Origin of the sequence: Gottfriedia sp. S16(2024) (assembly GCF_050473765.1) — a bacterium.
Lineage (GTDB): Bacteria > Bacillota > Bacilli > Bacillales > Bacillaceae_G > Gottfriedia.
Genome location: NZ_JBFLUO010000001.1, coordinates 5210390 through 5229775 on the forward strand (window position 1 = coordinate 5210390; position 19386 = coordinate 5229775).

At 33.3% G+C, this 19386-nt stretch carries 17 protein-coding genes and 1 other annotated feature; of the genes, 3 read left to right on the top strand and 14 right to left on the bottom strand.

The window, feature by feature from the left end; all coding sequences use genetic code 11:
• Nucleotides 1-70: 70 nt before the first annotated feature.
• Both AB1282_RS25130 and AB1282_RS25135 read left to right on the top strand, forming a co-directional pair.
• Nucleotides 71-505, top strand: a complete 435-nt coding sequence (locus tag AB1282_RS25130; RefSeq protein WP_429900990.1) for an SANT/Myb-like DNA-binding domain-containing protein — start codon at nt 71-73, stop codon at nt 503-505.
• Nucleotides 506-604: 99 nt separating this feature from the next.
• Nucleotides 605-823, top strand: coding sequence for a hypothetical protein (locus AB1282_RS25135; RefSeq protein WP_390309931.1), 219 nt, complete (start codon nt 605-607; stop codon nt 821-823).
• Between the two features lie 67 nt (nt 824-890).
• Here AB1282_RS25135 and AB1282_RS25140 read toward each other — a convergent pair whose 3' ends face one another.
• The 13 genes from AB1282_RS25140 to AB1282_RS25200 form a co-directional block, all read right to left on the bottom strand.
• Nucleotides 891-1139 carry a hypothetical protein gene (locus tag AB1282_RS25140; protein ID WP_056472663.1) on the bottom strand — a complete coding sequence of 83 codons (249 nt, stop codon included), beginning with the start codon at nt 1137-1139 and terminating at the stop codon, nt 891-893.
• An 89-nt stretch (nt 1140-1228) separates the two neighbouring features.
• The gene (locus tag AB1282_RS25145; RefSeq protein ID WP_056472661.1) at nt 1229-1996 is read right to left on the bottom strand and encodes a tRNA threonylcarbamoyladenosine dehydratase; all 768 of its coding nucleotides are present in this window, start codon (nt 1994-1996) and stop codon (nt 1229-1231) included.
• A 165-nt stretch (nt 1997-2161) separates the two neighbouring features.
• On the bottom strand, nt 2162-3931 hold the full coding sequence (aspS, locus tag AB1282_RS25150; RefSeq protein ID WP_429900992.1) for an aspartate--tRNA ligase: 1770 nt from the start codon (nt 3929-3931) through the stop codon (nt 2162-2164).
• Between the two features lie 19 nt (nt 3932-3950).
• A complete protein-coding gene (gene hisS, locus AB1282_RS25155) occupies nt 3951-5216 on the bottom strand; it encodes a histidine--tRNA ligase (RefSeq protein ID WP_056472657.1) in 1266 nt (421 codons plus the stop codon).
• Between the two features lie 66 nt (nt 5217-5282).
• Nucleotides 5283-5510 (bottom strand) — a binding site (T-box leader).
• Between the two features lie 71 nt (nt 5511-5581).
• Nucleotides 5582-5755, bottom strand: a complete 174-nt coding sequence (locus AB1282_RS25160; RefSeq protein ID WP_088013656.1) for a hypothetical protein — start codon at nt 5753-5755, stop codon at nt 5582-5584.
• Between the two features lie 309 nt (nt 5756-6064).
• A complete protein-coding gene (locus AB1282_RS25165; protein ID WP_056472655.1) occupies nt 6065-6244 on the bottom strand; it encodes a hypothetical protein in 180 nt (59 codons plus the stop codon).
• Nucleotides 6245-6376: 132 nt separating this feature from the next.
• Nucleotides 6377-6817, bottom strand: a complete 441-nt coding sequence (gene dtd, locus AB1282_RS25170; protein ID WP_056472654.1) for a D-aminoacyl-tRNA deacylase — start codon at nt 6815-6817, stop codon at nt 6377-6379.
• 15 nt (nt 6818-6832) lie between these two features.
• Entirely contained in the window at nt 6833-9028 is a 2196-nt protein-coding gene (locus AB1282_RS25175; protein WP_429900994.1) for a RelA/SpoT family protein, read from the bottom strand.
• Between the two features lie 162 nt (nt 9029-9190).
• Nucleotides 9191-9703: an adenine phosphoribosyltransferase gene (locus AB1282_RS25180; RefSeq protein ID WP_056472646.1), complete on the bottom strand. Its 513-nt coding sequence runs from the start codon at nt 9701-9703 to the stop codon at nt 9191-9193.
• Complete coding sequence (recJ, locus tag AB1282_RS25185; protein WP_429900996.1) at nt 9703-12054, bottom strand: single-stranded-DNA-specific exonuclease RecJ; 2352 nt, start codon at nt 12052-12054, stop codon at nt 9703-9705. Before recJ ends, AB1282_RS25180 begins: the two co-directional genes overlap by 1 nt.
• Nucleotides 12055-12093: 39 nt before the next feature.
• Nucleotides 12094-13005: a cation diffusion facilitator family transporter gene (locus AB1282_RS25190; RefSeq protein ID WP_429900998.1), complete on the bottom strand. Its 912-nt coding sequence runs from the start codon at nt 13003-13005 to the stop codon at nt 12094-12096.
• 661 nt (nt 13006-13666) lie between these two features.
• A complete protein-coding gene (secDF, locus tag AB1282_RS25195; protein WP_056472637.1) occupies nt 13667-15904 on the bottom strand; it encodes a protein translocase subunit SecDF in 2238 nt (745 codons plus the stop codon).
• A 102-nt stretch (nt 15905-16006) separates the two neighbouring features.
• Nucleotides 16007-16285 (bottom strand): post-transcriptional regulator, encoded by a 279-nt coding sequence (locus AB1282_RS25200; protein ID WP_335412584.1) that lies wholly within the window; start codon nt 16283-16285, stop codon nt 16007-16009.
• Between the two features lie 156 nt (nt 16286-16441).
• Here AB1282_RS25200 and spoVB point away from each other — a divergent pair, with 156 nt between their 5' ends.
• Nucleotides 16442-17998 (top strand): stage V sporulation protein B, encoded by a 1557-nt coding sequence (spoVB, locus tag AB1282_RS25205; RefSeq protein WP_056472631.1) that lies wholly within the window; start codon nt 16442-16444, stop codon nt 17996-17998.
• A gap of 678 nt (nt 17999-18676) precedes the next feature.
• Here spoVB and AB1282_RS25210 read toward each other — a convergent pair.
• The gene (locus AB1282_RS25210; RefSeq protein ID WP_056472628.1) at nt 18677-19327 is read right to left on the bottom strand and encodes a DUF421 domain-containing protein; all 651 of its coding nucleotides are present in this window, start codon (nt 19325-19327) and stop codon (nt 18677-18679) included.
• Nucleotides 19328-19386 lie beyond the last annotated feature (59 nt).

A 19386-nucleotide genomic window follows, 5' to 3' on the forward strand; every position in this document is an offset into this window, starting at 1 on the left:
GAAAATATTTCTTTTTACTAATAATATATTTGGTCAAGATAATAATAGATGAATTAAAGAAGGTGAAAAAATGAATGCTCTGAAAACAAAATGGTCACTTGAAGATGAAAACACATTAATAGAACTAGTTGAAAAATATGAAAGTAAAGGTAAATCGAAGCAAGAAGCATTTGAAATGGTAGCAAATATTATTAATCGGACAAAGACAGCCTGTGCTTCTAGATACCGAAAACTATCAAAAGATCATTGTAAAGAAATAAACACACCCACAGAAGAAATTACCAGATTAAATAAGCCAATAGATCCTCCTTCACTAAATTTAGAAATGATCATCCAATTCTTAAAGAATTTTGAACAAATGCATCAAGCTTCGGAGGAAAATTTGCAGTTAAAAGAAAGAGTAGATCTTTTAAAAATTGATAATGATAATTTAAATAAAAAAATTGTTGAACTAAAGGCATTAATCCAAAAGAAACAAAATGTATTAATCAATCTACTCGAATAAATTCGGACAAAATAATGTAAAACATTCACAGTATATTATCACTTGTCCTATTGTATAATGAAGTAACAAAATGGATGCAATAGTAAGGAGTATAATGAAATGAATTGGAAAAAAGGCGGTTTATGGATAATTATATTTTTTATTATTAAAGGTACGTTATCTACACTCTTAATTATTACTGGTGCTAAATACTTTAACTTATCATATATTCAAATTCTACTACTTGTAGTTGGACTATTAGTTATTTCTTTAATAGGACGTCAATTTGTGAGAGGACGTAAAAATAGAGCTAAAAATGAGAAGGATTTAAATATGTAATCCCTTTTACCTTATCCTGCAATGTGTCCGAGCAGACTGAAACCCCCAATTAATTTGGGGGTCTTTTTTATTTATTAGGCTTACGTTTATTCATTTCAATCGATTCCATATCGTTAACGACGCCATCTTTGCCAACCTTACCATTTTTCTCGACAACATTATTTTTCTTTTTATACTTAACATTAATCCGATTGGATAAATTATCTACATGATGCTGTTTTGAATCTTTTTCCACGTCACTTGTACTATTACAAGCAGTTAATATTGATAATGATAATCCGAAAGTACAAAATACTTTCAAGGCTCTATTCAACATCAAACACCTCCTATAGAAGGTAGTTTTTACATTAATAAATAAAAAAACTGTAGGAAATTAATTCCTACAGTCAGCAATGTGAGCATTGGTTATTCTTTACCTACACGCTTAATTTCAATATCCTTTATTAATTCACGCACTGCATGACTAGCTGCGATTAAGCCAGCAACTGATGGGACAAAGGCGTTTGAAGACGGTGGCATTTTTGCTTTTCTAATTTTTGTATTTTCATCTGGTACGATTTCTTTACGTACATCTTCACGAATAACAATAGGACTTTCGTCTGAATAAACAACTGTAACACCTTTTTGAATGCCTTCTTTGCGAAGTTTAGTTCGAATAACCTTCGCAATAGGATCGTGAGTTGTTTTTGATATATCAGCAATTTTAAATCGAGTTGGATCCATCTTATTAGCGGCACCCATACTTGAAATAAGTGGAATTCCCAGGCGGCGACACTCTTTAATTAAGTGAATTTTATATGTAATTGTATCAGAAGCATCAATTACATAATCTAATGGAATTTCGAAAAACTTTTCAAATGTTTCTTCTGTATAAAACATTCTATGTGTAATTACATCGCACTCAGGATTAATCTCAAGAATACGTTGCTTCATCATCTCTACTTTAGGCTCTCCAACTGTTGATAATAAAGCATGAATTTGTCTATTCACGTTTGTTATATCAATAACATCTTTGTCCACTAGTATTAAACGTCCAACTCCAGAACGCGCTAAAGCTTCTGCAGAAAATGAGCCAACGCCTCCAATACCTAAAATAGCTACCGTACTGTTTTGTAATCGCTCTAAACCTGCTTTACCAAATGCAAGCTCATTACGAGAAAATTGGTGTAACATTTATTCAACTCCCACTATCTTAATCAGATTACAATGATTTAAATATACATGATACAAGCTATTTACATCAAGCTTGAATTAAAGAAAAACAGAATTTTTCTTAGTCCTTCAACAAGAAAAAGGAAAGGATTAAGAAAATTAATTCCTTCACCCTTCCTCTTTATTTTACTCTTCTACAGTTGTTTTTAACGCTAATTCTTCTAATTGTGCAGAAGAAACTGAACTTGGTGCATTTGTTAATAAACAACTTGCTGATGCTGTTTTAGGGAATGCAATTGTGTCACGTAAATTTGAGCGACCTGCAAGTAACATAACAATACGGTCTAAACCTAACGCAATTCCGCCGTGTGGTGGTGTACCATATTCAAATGCTTCCATTAAGAAACCAAATTGCTCTTGTGCTTCTTCTTCAGAAAATCCTAAGCATTTGAACATTTTTTCTTGAATGTCTCTTTCGTAAATTCGAACCGATCCTCCACCAAGCTCGTAACCATTTAATACTAAGTCATAAGCTTGAGCTTTTACACTACCTGGGTCAGTATCAAGTTTCGCAATATCTTCACGAACAGGAGACGTGAATGGATGATGAGCCGCAAAATAGCGATTTAATTCTGCATCATACTCAAGTAATGGCCAGTCAGTAACCCATAAGAAATTGAATTTAGATTGATCAATTAAATCTAAGTCTTTACCTAGTTTTAATCGAAGTGCACCTAAGCTATTTGCAACTACTGAAGCATCTGAAGCTACGAATAAAATTAAGTCACCAGCTTCTGCTTCTACAGCTAATTTTAATGTAGCAAACTCTTCCTCACTAAAGAATTTAGCGATTGGTCCTTTAAAACCATCTTCTTCAAGTTTTAACCAAGCAAGACCTTTTGCTCCATAACGGCCAGCATATTCTTGAAGACCATCGATGTCTTTACGAGAATAATTTGCTGCTTGACCTTTTACATTTAAACATTTTACTTGTCCACCGTTTTCAACAGCTGAAGTAAATACTTTAAATCCACTTTCTTTAGCGAAAGAAGAAACATCAATTAGCTCTAAACCGAAACGAGTATCAGGCTTATCAGAACCGTAACGATTCATCGCTTCATCATAGCTCATACGAGGAAGTGGTGTAACTAGTTCAACACCTTTGGTTTCCTTCATCATTTTAACCATCATTCTTTCAGACATTTCCATTATTTCCTCTTGAGAAAGGAAGCTAGTTTCAATGTCTATTTGAGTAAATTCTGGTTGACGGTCAGCACGTAAATCTTCGTCACGGAAGCATCGTGCAATTTGGAAATAGCGTTCAAATCCTGAAACCATTAATAATTGTTTAAAAATTTGAGGTGATTGTGGTAATGCATAAAACTCACCTGGATGTACACGGCTAGGTACTAAATAGTCTCGAGCTCCTTCTGGAGTACTCTTCGTTAAAATTGGCGTTTCAACTTCTAAGAAGTCTTCACCATCTAAGAAATCACGAATTGATTTTGTAATTTTTGAACGTAATTTAAATGTGTCATACATAACTGGACGACGTAGATCTAAATAACGATATTTTAAACGAAGGTCTTCTGCTACCTCAGTTTTATTTTCAATTGCAAATGGAGGATTTTTAGCTTTATTAATAAGTTCAAGTTTTTCAACAGAAACTTCAATTGCTCCTGTTTCAAGATTTGTATTAGCTGTACCTTCACCACGAGATACTACTTTCCCGTGAACGTGAAGAATAAATTCATTACGTACAGTTTCAGCTAGAGCTAAAGCTTCACCTGAAGTTTCAGGATTAAAAACGATTTGTACAAGTCCAGAACGGTCACGTAAATCAATAAAAATCAATCCACCTAAATCACGTCTTTTTTGTACCCATCCTTTAAGTGTTACACTTTGACCGATATGTGATTCCCTTAGTTCTCCACATAAATGCGTTCGTTGTTCCATTTTCAATTCCCCCATTTGTTTATTTAGAGCTTACGTATTTTACAAAGATGTCTAATGCAACTTCTTCTTGTACACCAGTCTCTTGGTCTTTTAAATTAATGACTCCTCGAGATAATTCTTCCTCACCTAGAACCGCTACAAATCTTGCTTTATAACGTTCCGCTGCTTTGAATTGAGCTTTTATTTTACGATCTTGGTAATCTTTTTCACAAACAAGACCAGCTTTTCGCAATTGATATAAAATAGCAGTCGCTTCTTTTTTCACTTCTTCTCCAAGTCCGATTAGGAATACATCCATTTCTTGTTGGATTGGAAGTTCGATTCCTTCTGTTTCAAGAGCTAATATTAAACGCTCTATACTTAATGCGAAACCAATACCAGGAGTATTAGGACCGCCAAGTTCTTCAACTAATCCGTTATAGCGGCCACCACCACTTAAAGTTGAAATTGTACCGAATCCTTTACCTTCTAACATGATTTCAAATACAGTGTGATTATAATAATCTAAACCACGTACTAAATTTGCATCAATCTCAAACGGAATTTTCATAGCTGTTAAATAAGATTGAACAGCTTCGAAATAGTTCATAGATTCTTCATTTAAATATTCTAAAATCGATGGTGCTGTCTTCATTGAAGGGTGATCGTGATCCTTTTTACAATCTAAAATACGTAAAGGATTCGTTTCTAAACGATTATTACAATCACTACATAGCTCATGTGCTACTGGTTTAAAATGATTCACAAGCGCTTCACGGTGTGCTTTACGGCTTTCTAGGTCACCTAAACTATTAAGAACTAACTTAACATTTTTCAATCCAAGACCACGATATAATTCCATTGATAGAGCTAATACTTCTGCATCGATAGAAGGATCATTACTACCTAAAGCTTCGATACCAAATTGTACGAACTGACGATAGCGACCAGCCTGGGGACGTTCATAACGGAACATAGGACCGATATAGTACATCTTTGTAGGTTGATTGCTATTTCCGTACATTTTATTTTCAACATAAGAACGAGCGATTGACGCAGTTCCTTCTGGACGTAATGTTAATTGACGATCTCCACGATCAGTAAATGTGTACATTTCTTTTTGAACAATATCTGTTGTATCTCCAACACCACGCTGGAATAATTCAGTATGTTCAAAGATTGGTGTACGAATTTCGTTATAGTTATATCGTTTGCATAAATCTCTTGCAAACTTTTCAATATACTGCCATTTTTCAATCGTACCAGGTAAAAGATCCTGAGTACCTCTTGGGATATTAATCGACATTTTAAATCCTCCTAAATATAAACCTTTATAAATACAAAAAACCCTCGTGCCTACTGAAATAAAAACAGTAGGGACGAGAGTTATAAGCCCGTGGTGCCACCCTAATTGAAGAACAATAAACTGTTCTCCCACTTTCATCGTTAACGCCGATTACGTTTATCCTTACTAGAAATCGTTCAGAATAAAGCCTCGGGAGTGTCTTTCAAATAGTCTACTTGTGGAAATGCTCTCAGCCACGGCACTTCCTCTCTCTACAAGAGATCCTATCCTACTTTTCTCCGTCTATGGATTATTACTATGTATCAATATGTTATTTAATATCTTACGTTCGGATACGACAAATGTCAAGAACAGTTAAAATTTTTTTACGAACGCTCCAACTGTCTTTTTAAATCACGCACTTCTCTTAAAGTTAAACCAAACTCACTTGCCATCTCTAATGAATTGGACTCTTGTCCCCTATTTTGAAACTCATGAAAATCCATATTCAAGACACCTTTTCTACCTGATCCTAGACTATTACGATTATTTATTCTCATGCTGCAGTCTCCTTCCAAGTATGTTGTTATATAGGATGTCCAAATAATTAAAGGATTAAACAATTAAAATATTGTTGAAAACTTAGGCACGTTTTTTTAGGGTTAAGCAATTTTAATTAGTTCTATAGATTCAGAAAAAAAGAGGTGGAAATTGATTAAATTTAAGTAGTCTTTAACGTAGATATTAGTAGAAGTAGAAAATAATTAGTTAAATTTAACGATATTTTTTTGCAAATTGATGTTTATTTGCAGTCTTGAAAATTTATTTGCAGTTGCTTTCAAAAAAAAAACCATGGTACATACCATGGTTTAAATAAATATTCTCAAAGTAGATTGAATGCTTTCAACTGATCCGTCTATGAAATGCATTAATCCGTAATAAACTAGGATGATTAAAATAACAAATAAAAGTGCTTTTAAGAAACTTTTGAGGATCGTAAACAAAATTACACCAGCGATAAGGATTAACACGATTGTAATTATGTCCATATAATGACCTCCTCTAAATTCTTTGAAAGAACCCGTGTACTTCAATATATTCGCTATTTGAAGTTATTATTTTAATAATTTTTTTTATTAAAAAAAATGCCTCCTTTTTGGAAAAGGAGGTTAAAAATTGGATTATTTACTTTCAATCATAATTGTAATTGGTCCCCAGTTTGTAAATGTTACATCCATATCTGCACCAAAAATACCGGTTTGTACTTCGTAACCTTGTTCGCGTAAATACGAATTAAAATATTCGTATAATTCATTTGCGATTTCTGGCTTGGCTGCATCTGTGAAGCTTGGACGTCTACCTTTTCTCGTATCGCCATATAAAGTGAATTGAGAAACAGATAGAACCTGGCCTCCAACATCATTTAATGATAAATTCATTTTTCCAAGTTCATCTTCAAAAATTCTTAGGTTAACTGCTTTGTCAGCGCAATATTTAACATCTTCTATCGTGTCTTCATGCGTTATTCCAACTAACAATAATAAACCTTTAGATATTTGACCTACTACTTGTCCGTCTACAACGACTTTTGCTTCTTTTGTGCGCTGTAATAATACTTTCACTTTCGGCACCTCCTATTAGTGGAAAATACGTCTCACAGAGTATATGTCTGGAATTTGTTTAACCTTATCCACTACTTTTTGCAGGTGGTTTATATTACGAATGGACAAACTCATTGTAATAGTTGCCATTTTATTTCGGTCATTTTTTCCTGTTACTGAAGAGATATTTGTTTTTGTTTCATTTACAACTGAAAGAACTTCATTTAAAAGACCACGACGATCGTAACCGAAAATTTCGATATCAACGTTATAATCACGTTCGAACGTAGGGCTTTCCTCCCAATCAACTTCAATAAAACGATCTTCTTCACTATCATTTAACATGTTTACACAATCGCTTCTATGAACTGAGATTCCTCTGCCTTTTGTGATATAGCCAACAATATCATCACCAGGTACAGGATTACAGCATTTTGATAAGCGGATTAATAAATTATCTACACCTTTTACAGAAATACCAGCATCTTTACGACGTGATGGAGCTTTTTTAAGGTCCGAAGAAAGTTCTTTTAATCGGTCTTCTAGCTCAATTTCAGTACGTTTGCGGAATTTATCTGTTAAACGGTGAGCAATCTGTGTTGCAGTAATTCCATTGTATCCAACGGCTGCATACATATCTTCTGCATTAGAGAAATTAAATTTCTCTGCGACGCGTTTTAAATTTTCAGACGTTAATACTTCTTTTAAATCACATTCTAATGCTTTAATTTCTTTTTCAACTAATTCCTTGCCCTTTTCAACATTCTCTTCTCTTCTTTGCTTTTTAAAATATTGACGTATTTTATTTTTAGCGTGTGAAGACTGAGCGACCTTTAACCAGTCTTGGCTAGGTCCATACGAATGCTTCGATGTCATAATCTCAACGATATCACCGGTTTTAAGTTTATAATCAAGTGGGACCATTTTTCCATTTACTTTTGAACCAATTGTTTTATTTCCGATTTCAGAGTGAATTCGGTAAGCAAAATCGATTGGAACAGATCCTAGTGGTAATTCATAAACATCACCTTTTGGAGTAAATACAAAAACCATATCAGAGAATAAGTCCATTTTTACCGATTCCATGAACTCTTCTGCATTTGTAGAATTATCTTGCCATTCGATAATTTCACGGAACCAACTTAATTTATTTTCTAAAGATTTTTGTGAAGGAAGATTTGCATTATCTTCTTTGTATGCCCAGTGTGCTGCAACACCATATTCAGCAATTTGGTGCATTTCTTGTGTTCGAATTTGTACTTCTAGTGGTTCACCTTTTGGACCGATTACAGTCGTATGAAGAGATTGATACAGATTCGCCTTAGGCATTGCAATATAATCTTTAAAACGACCTGGCATCGGTTTCCAGCATGTATGAATAACGCCTAAAACAGCGTAGCAATCTTTAATACTATTAACAATCACACGTACAGCTAATAAGTCATAAATCTCGTTAAATTGTTTATTTTGCTTAGCCATTTTATGGTAAATGCTATAAATATGCTTAGGACGTCCAGAAATTTCTGTTTTAATTTCGACATCTTCAAGTTGAGTTGAGATTTCGTTAATAACCTCTTCTAAATATTGCTCGCGCTCTGCTCTTTTTCGCTTCATTAAGTTAACTATTCGATAGTATTGCTGTGGATTTAAATAGCGTAACGCTGTATCTTCAAGCTCCCACTTTACTTTACTAATCCCTAGTCGATGAGCTAGCGGTGCAAATATTTCTAACGTTTCATTCGCAATTCGCATACGTTTTTCTTGAGGTAAGTGTTTTAACGTTCTCATATTGTGAAGGCGATCGGCTAATTTAATTAATATTACTCTCAAGTCCTGTGCCATCGCTACAAACATTTTGCGATGATTTTCAGCTTGCTGTTCTTCCTTCGATTTAAACTTGATTTTACCTAACTTTGTTACACCATCTACAAGCATAGATACTTCTTTGCCAAATTGATTCTCTAAGTCCTCTTTAGATACTTCAGTATCCTCTACTACATCATGAAGAAACCCAGCACTAATGGTTGTAGCATCCATCTCTAAGCCAACTAGGATACCTGCTACTTGAACCGGGTGTATAATATATGGTTCACCTGACTTACGAAATTGCTCACTATGTGCGTCACGAGCATATTCATAAGCACGTTTAATAAACGCCACATCATCTTCTTTTAAATAATGGGACGCTTGCTCTAAAACCTGTTCTGCTGTCAAAACTTGCTCAGTAGCCATCTAATCACCTTAAATCATTATTTCTTCTATTATCATGAAAATTTCGTTTTTTGTAAAGCAGGAGTCGTCAAATTTCATTTTTTTTTGCAGATCTTTGATAGAAAAAGAGCACTCTGATTATTCAGAGTACCCTGTCTAGATAACATTATCATATGTTAAATATTAATATGTCATTAGTGTAAATATATCATAGCCTTCTAATTTTTTACGACCTTCTAAGTAAGAAAGCTCAATTAAGAAAGCAATACCAACTACAATTCCACCTAATTCTTCAATTAGTTTGATTGTAGCTTCAATCGTACCACCAGTAGCTAATAAATCATCAGTGATCAGTATACGTTGACCTGGTTTAATAGCATCTTTATGCATTGTCAACGTATTTGTACCATATTCTAAATCGTAGTTGTAGCTAATAACTTCACGAGGTAATTTACCTGGCTTACGAACAGGTGCAAAACCTATTTCTAAAGCGTAAGAAATTGGACAACCAACGATAAATCCACGAGCTTCTGGTCCAACTACTAAATCAACATCTTTTTCTTTCGCATAAGCTACGATTTGATCTGTTGCTTCTTTATAAGCTTTTCCATCATTCATTAATGATGAAATATCTTTAAACTGAACGCCTTCTTTTGGCCAGTCCGGTACGATCGTTATATAATCTTTTAAATTCATTAAATAAGTGCCTCCCCATTTTCGGAAAAATGACTTTTCATATTTTGAAAAAATGTAGTTAATTCATCACATTTTGAGTACAGAAATAAGCGTTCTAGTTCAATACTAGCTAATTTTTTTGCATACGTATTAGATAAAGAGAGATCTTTCTTCTCAGTTTGTGGCAACAAACGAATTTTTCCATCCTCTATTGTAACAAATTCTAAATCAAAAAACACCTTTGTCATAAAATCGACTTGTTCTTTTTTCCAACCCATCTTACGACATAATGCCACTTCATACATGTTCATGTCAAATGGATTTGTATTTGCTAAGATCGAATAGAATTTTTTAAAACTTTCTCTACTTGGTATTGGTGAGAAGAAATGTAATTCTTCTTGATTAAAAATTAAGTAGATACGTTCTGATAACCCATTACGAAAAACTTCTTTCAAATCATTTTCAGAACTAGGTAAATCAAGTAGGATCACATAGTTATTTTGTATATTAACATCTAAGTTTAGTACATCTTCATATGCAACAAACTTAGAAATAGGATATTTAGACTTTAAATTTTCATATTCATTTGATGATTGATGTAAAAATATGAATTTTTCTTCGGTTGAAGGTAAAGTTAATCGATGTGGCTCTTGACCTCTTAAGTCAAATAACTGCCAATGATTTACTTTAATATCATGGATCATTAACTGCGGCTTTCGTTTACCATTCCATTCGTTAATAGAAGCCATTCCTAAGCATGATACTTTTGATCCACTTGCAATTTCATTAGCAACATGTCCAAATCCAAACCCTACGGCATCAAGGAATGTAACCTCATCTTTTAGTTGTACTTTAAGATGTGCACCTTCATTACCGATTTGTTTAATATTTAGAGCATCAACCTCGTTTATTTCTAAAACAGGTTTTGGGTTATGCATCCCAAAAGGTGCTAGCATATTTAATTCATTAATAAATGAGATTGAAACTTCACTAGCCTCACAGTTTAAATCGACTTCTTTTAACGGGATAAAATCTTCATCTGTCATAATTTGATCTGCATATTCATTTAAACGATGTCTTAATAGCTCGACATCTTCAATTGCCAATGTCATACCAGCAGCAAGTGTATGACCTCCAAAATGAGGTAAAATATCTTTACATTTTGTTAAGTTTTCAAATAGAGAAAAACCTTCAATGCTTCTTGCTGAACCTTTTGCTATTCCTTTTTCACGATCGATACTTAGAACAATTACTGGCTTGTAGAAGCGATCAACTAATTTCGAAGCAACGATCCCAACTACTCCTGCATTCCAGCCTTCTTTTGCGACAATAATCACTTTATTTGAACAAGATGAATCAAGCTCTTTTACTTGCCTAATTGCCTCTTCTGTCATACGTGAAACTAATTCTTGTCGCTCCTTATTTAGAATTTCAATTTGCTCTGCTCTTTTTTTAGCAAGTGCTCTATCATTTTCTAAAACTAACTCTACTGCAGGCTTAGCATCACCAAGTCTACCAACTGCATTAATTCTAGGACCAATTGCAAATCCAATTGTTTCTTCGGTAATTGAATCTGTTGTAGTTCCACTAATTTCTAAAAGAGCTCTTAGTCCTTCACGCTTAGTTTGCTTTAGTTGCCTTACACCTTTTTTTACGATTAAACGATTTTCATCAACCAAAGGTACTAAATCAGCAACTGTACCAATTGAAACTAGTTCCAAATATTCCTCTGGTTCTCTACCTAATAATGCGGAAGCGAATTTAAACACAACTCCTACACCAGCTAGTTCTTTAAAAGGATAGCTCGGACTTAGCTTTGGATGAATAATCGCAATAGCGTTTGGTAATTCCTCTGGTGGTTCATGATGATCCGTAATAATTACATCCACACCTAGTTCATTTGCAAAATTAACTTCCTCTGCTGCAGAAATACCTGTATCTACAGTAATGATTAATGAATAACCTTGGTCATTCGCCCATTTAAATGCATTCTTATTTGGACCATATCCTTCAGTAAAACGATTTGGTATATAAAAATCTACATTTGCTTCTAGTTCGATTAATGTTAAATACAATACTGAAGTACTGCTAACTCCATCTGCATCATAATCGCCAAAAATTAATATTTTTTCATTTTCTTCAATCGCTTGAAATACTCTGTCAATTGCAATATCCATACCCTCTAATAAAAACGGGTCATGAAAGCTCATTTGATCTTCATATAAAAACTTACTTGCTGCATCTACTGTATTAAATCCACGAGTAACAAGTAGTTTAGCTAATAGAGGGGAAATCTGTAATTCTTTACTTAATAATTGCTCTTCTTGGTGATTCGATAATTTCGGTTTCCAACGTGCTTTTGACTTTAACAATACTCTCACCCCTAACTGTACTATTATACTAAAGTAAACTTATTGGATGAAAGAGTTATTTTTATCATTATATGGATTAATATGGACAAAAACATTTTCCACATCTTTTTGTTCCATCAACTGTGCTTTAACATTTTTACCGATTTTATGTCCTTCTTCAACCGTTATATATGGATCTACTGAGACTTTTATATCGATTATGACGTAATAGCCGTGTTCCCTTGCATAGAGAGAATTTATTTCTTTAACTCCTTCTACGTTCCTAACAATTTCTTTATAAGGTTCAATATCTTCTTCATGAAGGACATGATCCATTGTCGTATGTATTGATTCTGCACCTATATCCCAAGCCATTTTTAAAATCATAATTGCTACAATAAGACCAGCGGCAGGGTCTGCATATAAAAGTACTGGCATATTAAATTTAGTACCTAGAATTGCAATTCCAATACCAACCATAGCTGCAGCAGATGAGTATACATCGGAGCGATGTTCATATGCATTAGCGATGATTGCGTCACTATTTAACCTTTTCCCTAAAGCATATTTATAGCAAAACATCCATTCTTTTAAAAATATTGATATAAAAGCTGCTAATAAAGCGATTAGCTCTGGTGGATGCACTGGTTTAAAAAATGCAGTTATAGAGGATTTAGTTATTTCAATTCCAACAATAAATAATAGTACAGCAACAATAATTGCAGCAATTGATTCAGCTTTACCATGTCCATAAGGATGATCCTCATCTGGAGGCATCTTAGCAGCTCTTAAACCAAATAAAACCGCGATCGAACCGACCACATCTGACGCAGAATGTACCGCATCTGCCATTAACGCTTTACTATTTCCAATATATCCTATAACTGCTTTAACAATTGCTAGAAGTAAATTTCCATATATTCCGATATAAGCCCCTTTCCTGGCTTCCTTATAACGCTCTTCCTGTTCCATATACTTTACCTACTTCCCTTTTTCTAACTCTAAAAAATACACTAATCATTATTAACACATTATATTATTATCTTCAAATCATAATGAATTTAATACAAAAAAGAGTATAAGCATGCGCCTATACTATTTTTCAACGTTTATAAATAAAATATATTCAATTGAAAAATGGAACACTAAAATTTTTTGATATGTTGGGTTGATTTTAGTTATGTAATATTGTTTGTTAAAAAGTTTAAACCAATCTATGAACACAAATTAAGAAGAAGATTTATTTTTATTTTTTGATTTTATGTAATTTCTTCTATTCCTTTGTTTTTTCTCTTTCTTCATGATTCAATGGCCTTATTTATAGTTTTCCTAATTATTAAAGAAATGTTCTTTTATTTGCACTTTCTCTAAAAGATTATTCCAAAATTCTTAAAGATAAACTTTTTTTGATGAGGAGTTGATTGGAACGAAAGGGTGCTCGACTCCTGTGGGAGATGCGGGAAGGCTGAGACCCAGCAGGAACGTACGTGACGAGGAGGCTCAAGAATCTCGCCCCACGGAAAGCGAGCATTCTGTAGTGGAAATCAAAAAGACCTTACTTTTTTAATTGATAAATTCTTTTTTTCGCTAACATGAAAAAAAGAGTATAAGCATGAGCTTATACTCTTTTTAATTATTTAGCTTCTTCAACATCAATTACTTGGTTTTTATCAAGTTGGCGACCTTTAATAAATAACCAAATTTGTGAAGCGATAAAGATTGAAGAATATGTTCCAACAACTAAACCTATTAATAATGCAAGTGAGAAGTTAAGAATTGCATGACTTCCGAATATAAGCAATGCAAGTACTGCTAATAGTACAGTAAGAACTGTTTTAACAGATCGGCCTAAAGTTTGACGAATTGATTCATTTACAACTTGTTTCAATTCTTCTCTAGAACGAATTTTCTTCTTAAGCTTCATATTTTCACGAACTCGGTCAAATGTAACGATAGAGTCATTAATCGAATAACCAACAATCGTTAGAACCGCTGCGATGAAAGTAATATCTACTTCTAATCTAAAAATACTAAACACTACAACAATGAAGAATGCATCATGTAGTAGGGCAATTACTGAAGCAATTGCATATGAGAATTGGAAACGTAATGATACGTAAAGAATGATACCTGCTGACGCGATAATCAATGCTTTAACGGCATTAGCTGCTAATTCTCTACCAACTACTGGATCAACAGTACTTACGTTTGGTTCTACCCCAAATTTAGTCGTAAAATCTTTTTTCAAATCATTAATTTGATTTTTTGTTAATACGCCTTTAAATACGATTGAACCTGTTTTTGCATCATTTGTTGAAATAGTAATACTTTCTGGCTTCAAGTTCAATTTTGAAATCTCATCATTAACAACTTGTTTTGTAACGGCTGATTTTGATTCAAATGTTACACGTGTACCACTTGCAAAATCAATTCCTAAATTTAATCGGAAAATAGAAAGTAGAATAACACCGACAACTACTGTAACAATTGAAAAATAAACAAATTTTCGACCTACACTTACAAAATCGACTTTATCATATTTTGTAGGAGGATGTGCTAGGTTATGATTTAAACCAAGAATTTCACTTTGTTTAATACCAAACCATGTTTTCTTATTATTTAAGTAACGACTTTGAACTAATAAAGAAAGTAATAGACGAGTACCGAATACTGCAGTTAAAAAGCTTACTAAAATACTTACAATTAAACTTGTTGCAAATCCTTTTACTGAGCTTGTACCGAATGAGAACAATACTACAGCAGCAAGTAGAGTTGTAATATTAGCATCAAAAATCGTGCCAAATGAACGCTGATTACCAGCACGATACGCCGATGCAACTGATTTCCCTAGTTTTAGCTCGTCCTTCAATCTCTCAAAGGTAATGATATTATTATCTACTGCAATACCAACACCAAGTATTAATGCAGCTATACCCGGAAGTGTTAATACTGCATTCATGCCGTCAAATACTAGTAATGTTACGTAAGTATATGCCATTAACATGATGCTTGCGATTAAACCTGGTAAGCGATAGAAATAAAGCATAAATAAGAAAATTACTGCCACACCAATAATTCCAGCAAAGATTGTTTCATGAAGAGCATCTGTACCAAATTTTGCACCGATTGATGTTGAATACATTTCTTTAAGGTGTACTGGAAGTGCCCCTGCATTTAATAAGTCTGATAGTTCTTTTGCACTTTCAACCGTAAATGTAGAGCCTACAATAGAAAGTGAATCGTCTGTAAATACTTGATTTACACTAGCTGCTGATAAGAATTTAGGCTTTGCTTTTGCAGATTCCTTTTTGAAAGAGTCTTGTCCTTCTTTGAAATCTAACCAAATAACCATCATATTATTTGGAGCACCCATTTTTAATACTTTACTTGTAACATCTTTAACCTTAGAAGCATCCTTAAATGTAATTGATACACTTGGTTTACCCATTTGGTCAAATGTTTGCTTTGAAGCGCCTTCTTTTAAATCCGCTCCAGTCATCAGAACCTTATCATTTACGTCACGAATTGTTAAGTTCGCTTCAGTAGAAAGAATATCACGTGCTTTAGCTTGATCTTTTACACCAGCTAATTGTACACGTATACGATCTTTCCCTTCGATTTGAATGTTTGGTTCACTTACTCCTAATACGTTTACACGTTTTTCAAGAGCTTTTGCTGTACTTACTAAAACATTTTTGTTAATTTTGTCGCTTTTCTTAATCGGCTTAACTTTGTAAAGCACCTCAAACCCGCCCTGTAAATCTAGACCAAGCTTAATATTATTCGCGGTACCAAATACAGTTGTGCCGATTACTGCTGCTAATACAGCAATAATTAAGAAGAAGGCAACAATTCTGTTACGCTTCACCATGTTGTGAATTTCCTCCTCTAACTAGTTCAAGTTCTAGTACGAAAATGGTATGTTTTCATTCTTATATTATACAAATGCAATTTTTTTATTGTCAATTAATGGTTAAACTGACTCCCCAAACTGCCAAGTAGGTGATTTAAATGCTTCGATTCGAATATAATTCATATAATCGTTTACAGTTAATGAGAGTATGTCTTCTACCAGTTGAAAAAGCTTTGGTTCGTCCTCTTTCTTTCGCCATAAGGTTCTTTCGAGGCATTCCCATAATTCATCCTCACTGACAGTATCGAATCCAAGCATTCTAAATTCATCCAGTTTACTTTCAATTACTACCTGTAGCTTAGGTTTAAATTCTGCAGCTTGTTGATGAAAAGTCGACATACTCTTCCCCCCTAATTTTCTGTATTTTTAGAAAAATGATTTTAGACCTTCATATTCATTTCCTAGATGTTGAACTAACTTGTCATGCTTGCCTACATTTATAGCATATATATAATTGTAAATCATTCTAGGCTGTTTGAGAAGGTGGTAAAAGTAATGACAAAGCAAACGTTTTTAAGAGGAACGTTTTTTTTACTTATTGCAGGGCTCATCACAAGAATTTTAGGGTTTTTTAATCGTATTGTTGTAGCAAGAATAATGGGTGAAGAAGGCGTAGGATTATTTATGATGGCAGTCCCGACACTATTTTTGGTCATGACGCTTACACAGCTCGGCTTACCAATTGCCATCTCAAAATTAATTGCAGAAGCAGTTGCTCAAAATAGACAAGATCGGATAAAAAAGATTTTAGCTGTATCAATGTCAATAACTGGCATATTAAGTATTATTTTTACAACAGCAATGATATTTTTATCCCCTTATATTGCTAAAAACTTATTAACGGACGAAAGGACTATGTACCCACTAATTGCCATCGCACCAGTAGTTCCAATTATTGCTATTTCATCAGTATTACGTGGATATTTTCAAGGCGTTCAGAATATGCGACCTTCTTCCTTTTCCCAAGTTATTGAACAAGTTGTTCGTATAGTACTAGTTGCAGTTTGTACTAAAACTTTTTTACCATATGGAGTTGAATTTGCCGCTAGTGGCGCCATTATCTCTTCTGTATTAGGGGAATTAGCTTCTTTAATTTATATGCTTTATGTTTTTAAGAAAGAAAAAAATGCAAAGTTCATTTCTGGATTTAAGAACAATATTAAAGATGGAAGAAAAACTCTTAGCGACCTATTAAGTATTGCTCTACCAACAACTGGAAGTCGTTTAATTGGTTCAATATCAATGTTTTTAGAACCAATAGTTGTCTCACAAAGTTTAGCGATTGCAGGGGTAACCGCAGCTGTTGCAACTAAACAATATGGATTGCTTGCAGGATATGCTTTACCTCTATTACTTTTACCAGCGTTTATTACTTATGCACTATCTACAGCACTTGTGCCAGCGATTAGTGAAGCAATGGCCAAAAAAGATCGTGTAACTGTTGAAAGAAGATTGCAGCAAGCACTACGCTACTCAATGATTGCGGGTGGTTGGTCTGTTGTTATTTTATACGTCTTTGCCTCACCGATTTTAACACTAATGTACAAAAGTGACCAAGCTACAAATTTTATATTACTTTTAGCACCTTGCTTTATTTTTTACTATTTCCAAGGACCACTACAAGCTGTATTGCAGGCACTTAATCTTGCAAATTCAGCCATGATTAATAGCTTTGTCGGTTCGGTCGTTAAAATTGCTAGTATTTTATTACTAGCTACAAATCCAAAGTTTGGTATTAACGGTGTTGCGTTAGCTATGAATATTAGTATTGTAACAATAACGGTACTTCACTATTTCACTGTATTAAAAGCCATCAACTTTTCAATTTTCGTTAAGGATTATGTTTATTGTCTAGTCATTTTAGGAATTTGTATTTATGTCGGAAAATTCATCAAAGAATACGTAGTTTTTTCATCCTCATTATTAGTACAAACCTTAGCAAGTATTTCGGTTGTCACTTTAATGTATATCTTATTAATTCTATTATTTAATCTAGTTAAGAAAGATGAGATCATTCGAATCCCATTCTTTAAAAAGTTAATTACAAGATAATGGACAATAGAATAGATCATAACAAAACCACAAAGTAATTAATGTACTTTGTGGTTTCACTCTGTTGAAAAACACTTTTGTAAACTAGTTATCAAATTTTCGTAAAGGAGTTGATTGATGTTGATCTCCACTACAGGATGCTCGCTTTCCATGGGGCGAGATTCTTTAGCCTCCTCGGCAAGCCTGCGGGGTCTCAGCCTTCCCGCTAATCCCATAGGAGTCGAGCAACATCCGCTCCAATCAACTTTTTCATCAAAAAAAGTTTACACTAAAAAATCTAATTTAAAATCCTTTACTAAGGGTAGCATAAAAGTTTGTTAATCAATATGTAGGTCAATTAAGATCGAACACCAACGTATTATAATAATCATTTGAAATTGTTTTTCTATAAGTTAGCCCTTATATATTTTTAACTAATCAATAATAATCAATTACTAGAGTTCATTGATCTATAAAACTGCTCAAACATATTAACATTTAAAATCATTAATTTCTCACCAAAATTGATAATTTAATCATTAAAATGTTCACTTAATGTACGTCTTGTTACTGACCGTTTTATATTTCAAAACTCTGAAGCCACAAAGTAATTAAATGTTCTTTGTGGTTTATTAATTTTCTTTTATGTATATGTTAGTTAATTTCCACTGCAGGATACTGATATTTCTAAATCCTAAATTATTCGTCTTTCTTATCAAAAAATATTTCTCCTCCTCGTAAGCTACAATAAGATACTTGTTTGAATTCATCATATCCATGTTTTTTTAACTCTTCTAATAACCACTGTTTATCTTTATGATACTGATTTAAATTATCTTCTTGTACGATGCCATCTAATATTAGTGGAAATGTGAGTGAGCTATAATTTATATCACCGTTTATTTCCTTTTTAAATATTGATAATTTTCCTGTAGGTTCTAGTAATGCATAGTCAACATCCCGTACATCTCCAATATCCTTTTCTCTTAGTTGGAGTAATAGGTCGTCAAATGTGTATCTTTGTTTTTTCATCTCTTTCTCTAAAACTTTACCTTTACTAATGATTAATACAGGATGTCCATCTAATATTTTTCTAAATTTAACACTTTTTAGCGAAATTAAAGAAAAAATTATTTGGATAACTACAATTAAAAACATTGGATAGATTACTTTTACGATCGGATCATTATGGTTTTCGATCCCGATTGCTGCTATTTCAGTTAATAAAATATAAACGACTAGATCTAATAAACTTAACTCACCTATTTCTCTCTTACCCATTATCCGAAAGAAAAATGCAATAATTAAATAGATTAAAATGGTACGAATCGTCATAGAACCTAATTCCATTTTACTTACCCTCACATCCAAAACTTGTTGATTTTCAAAAAAATTGATCTTAAGCTAGC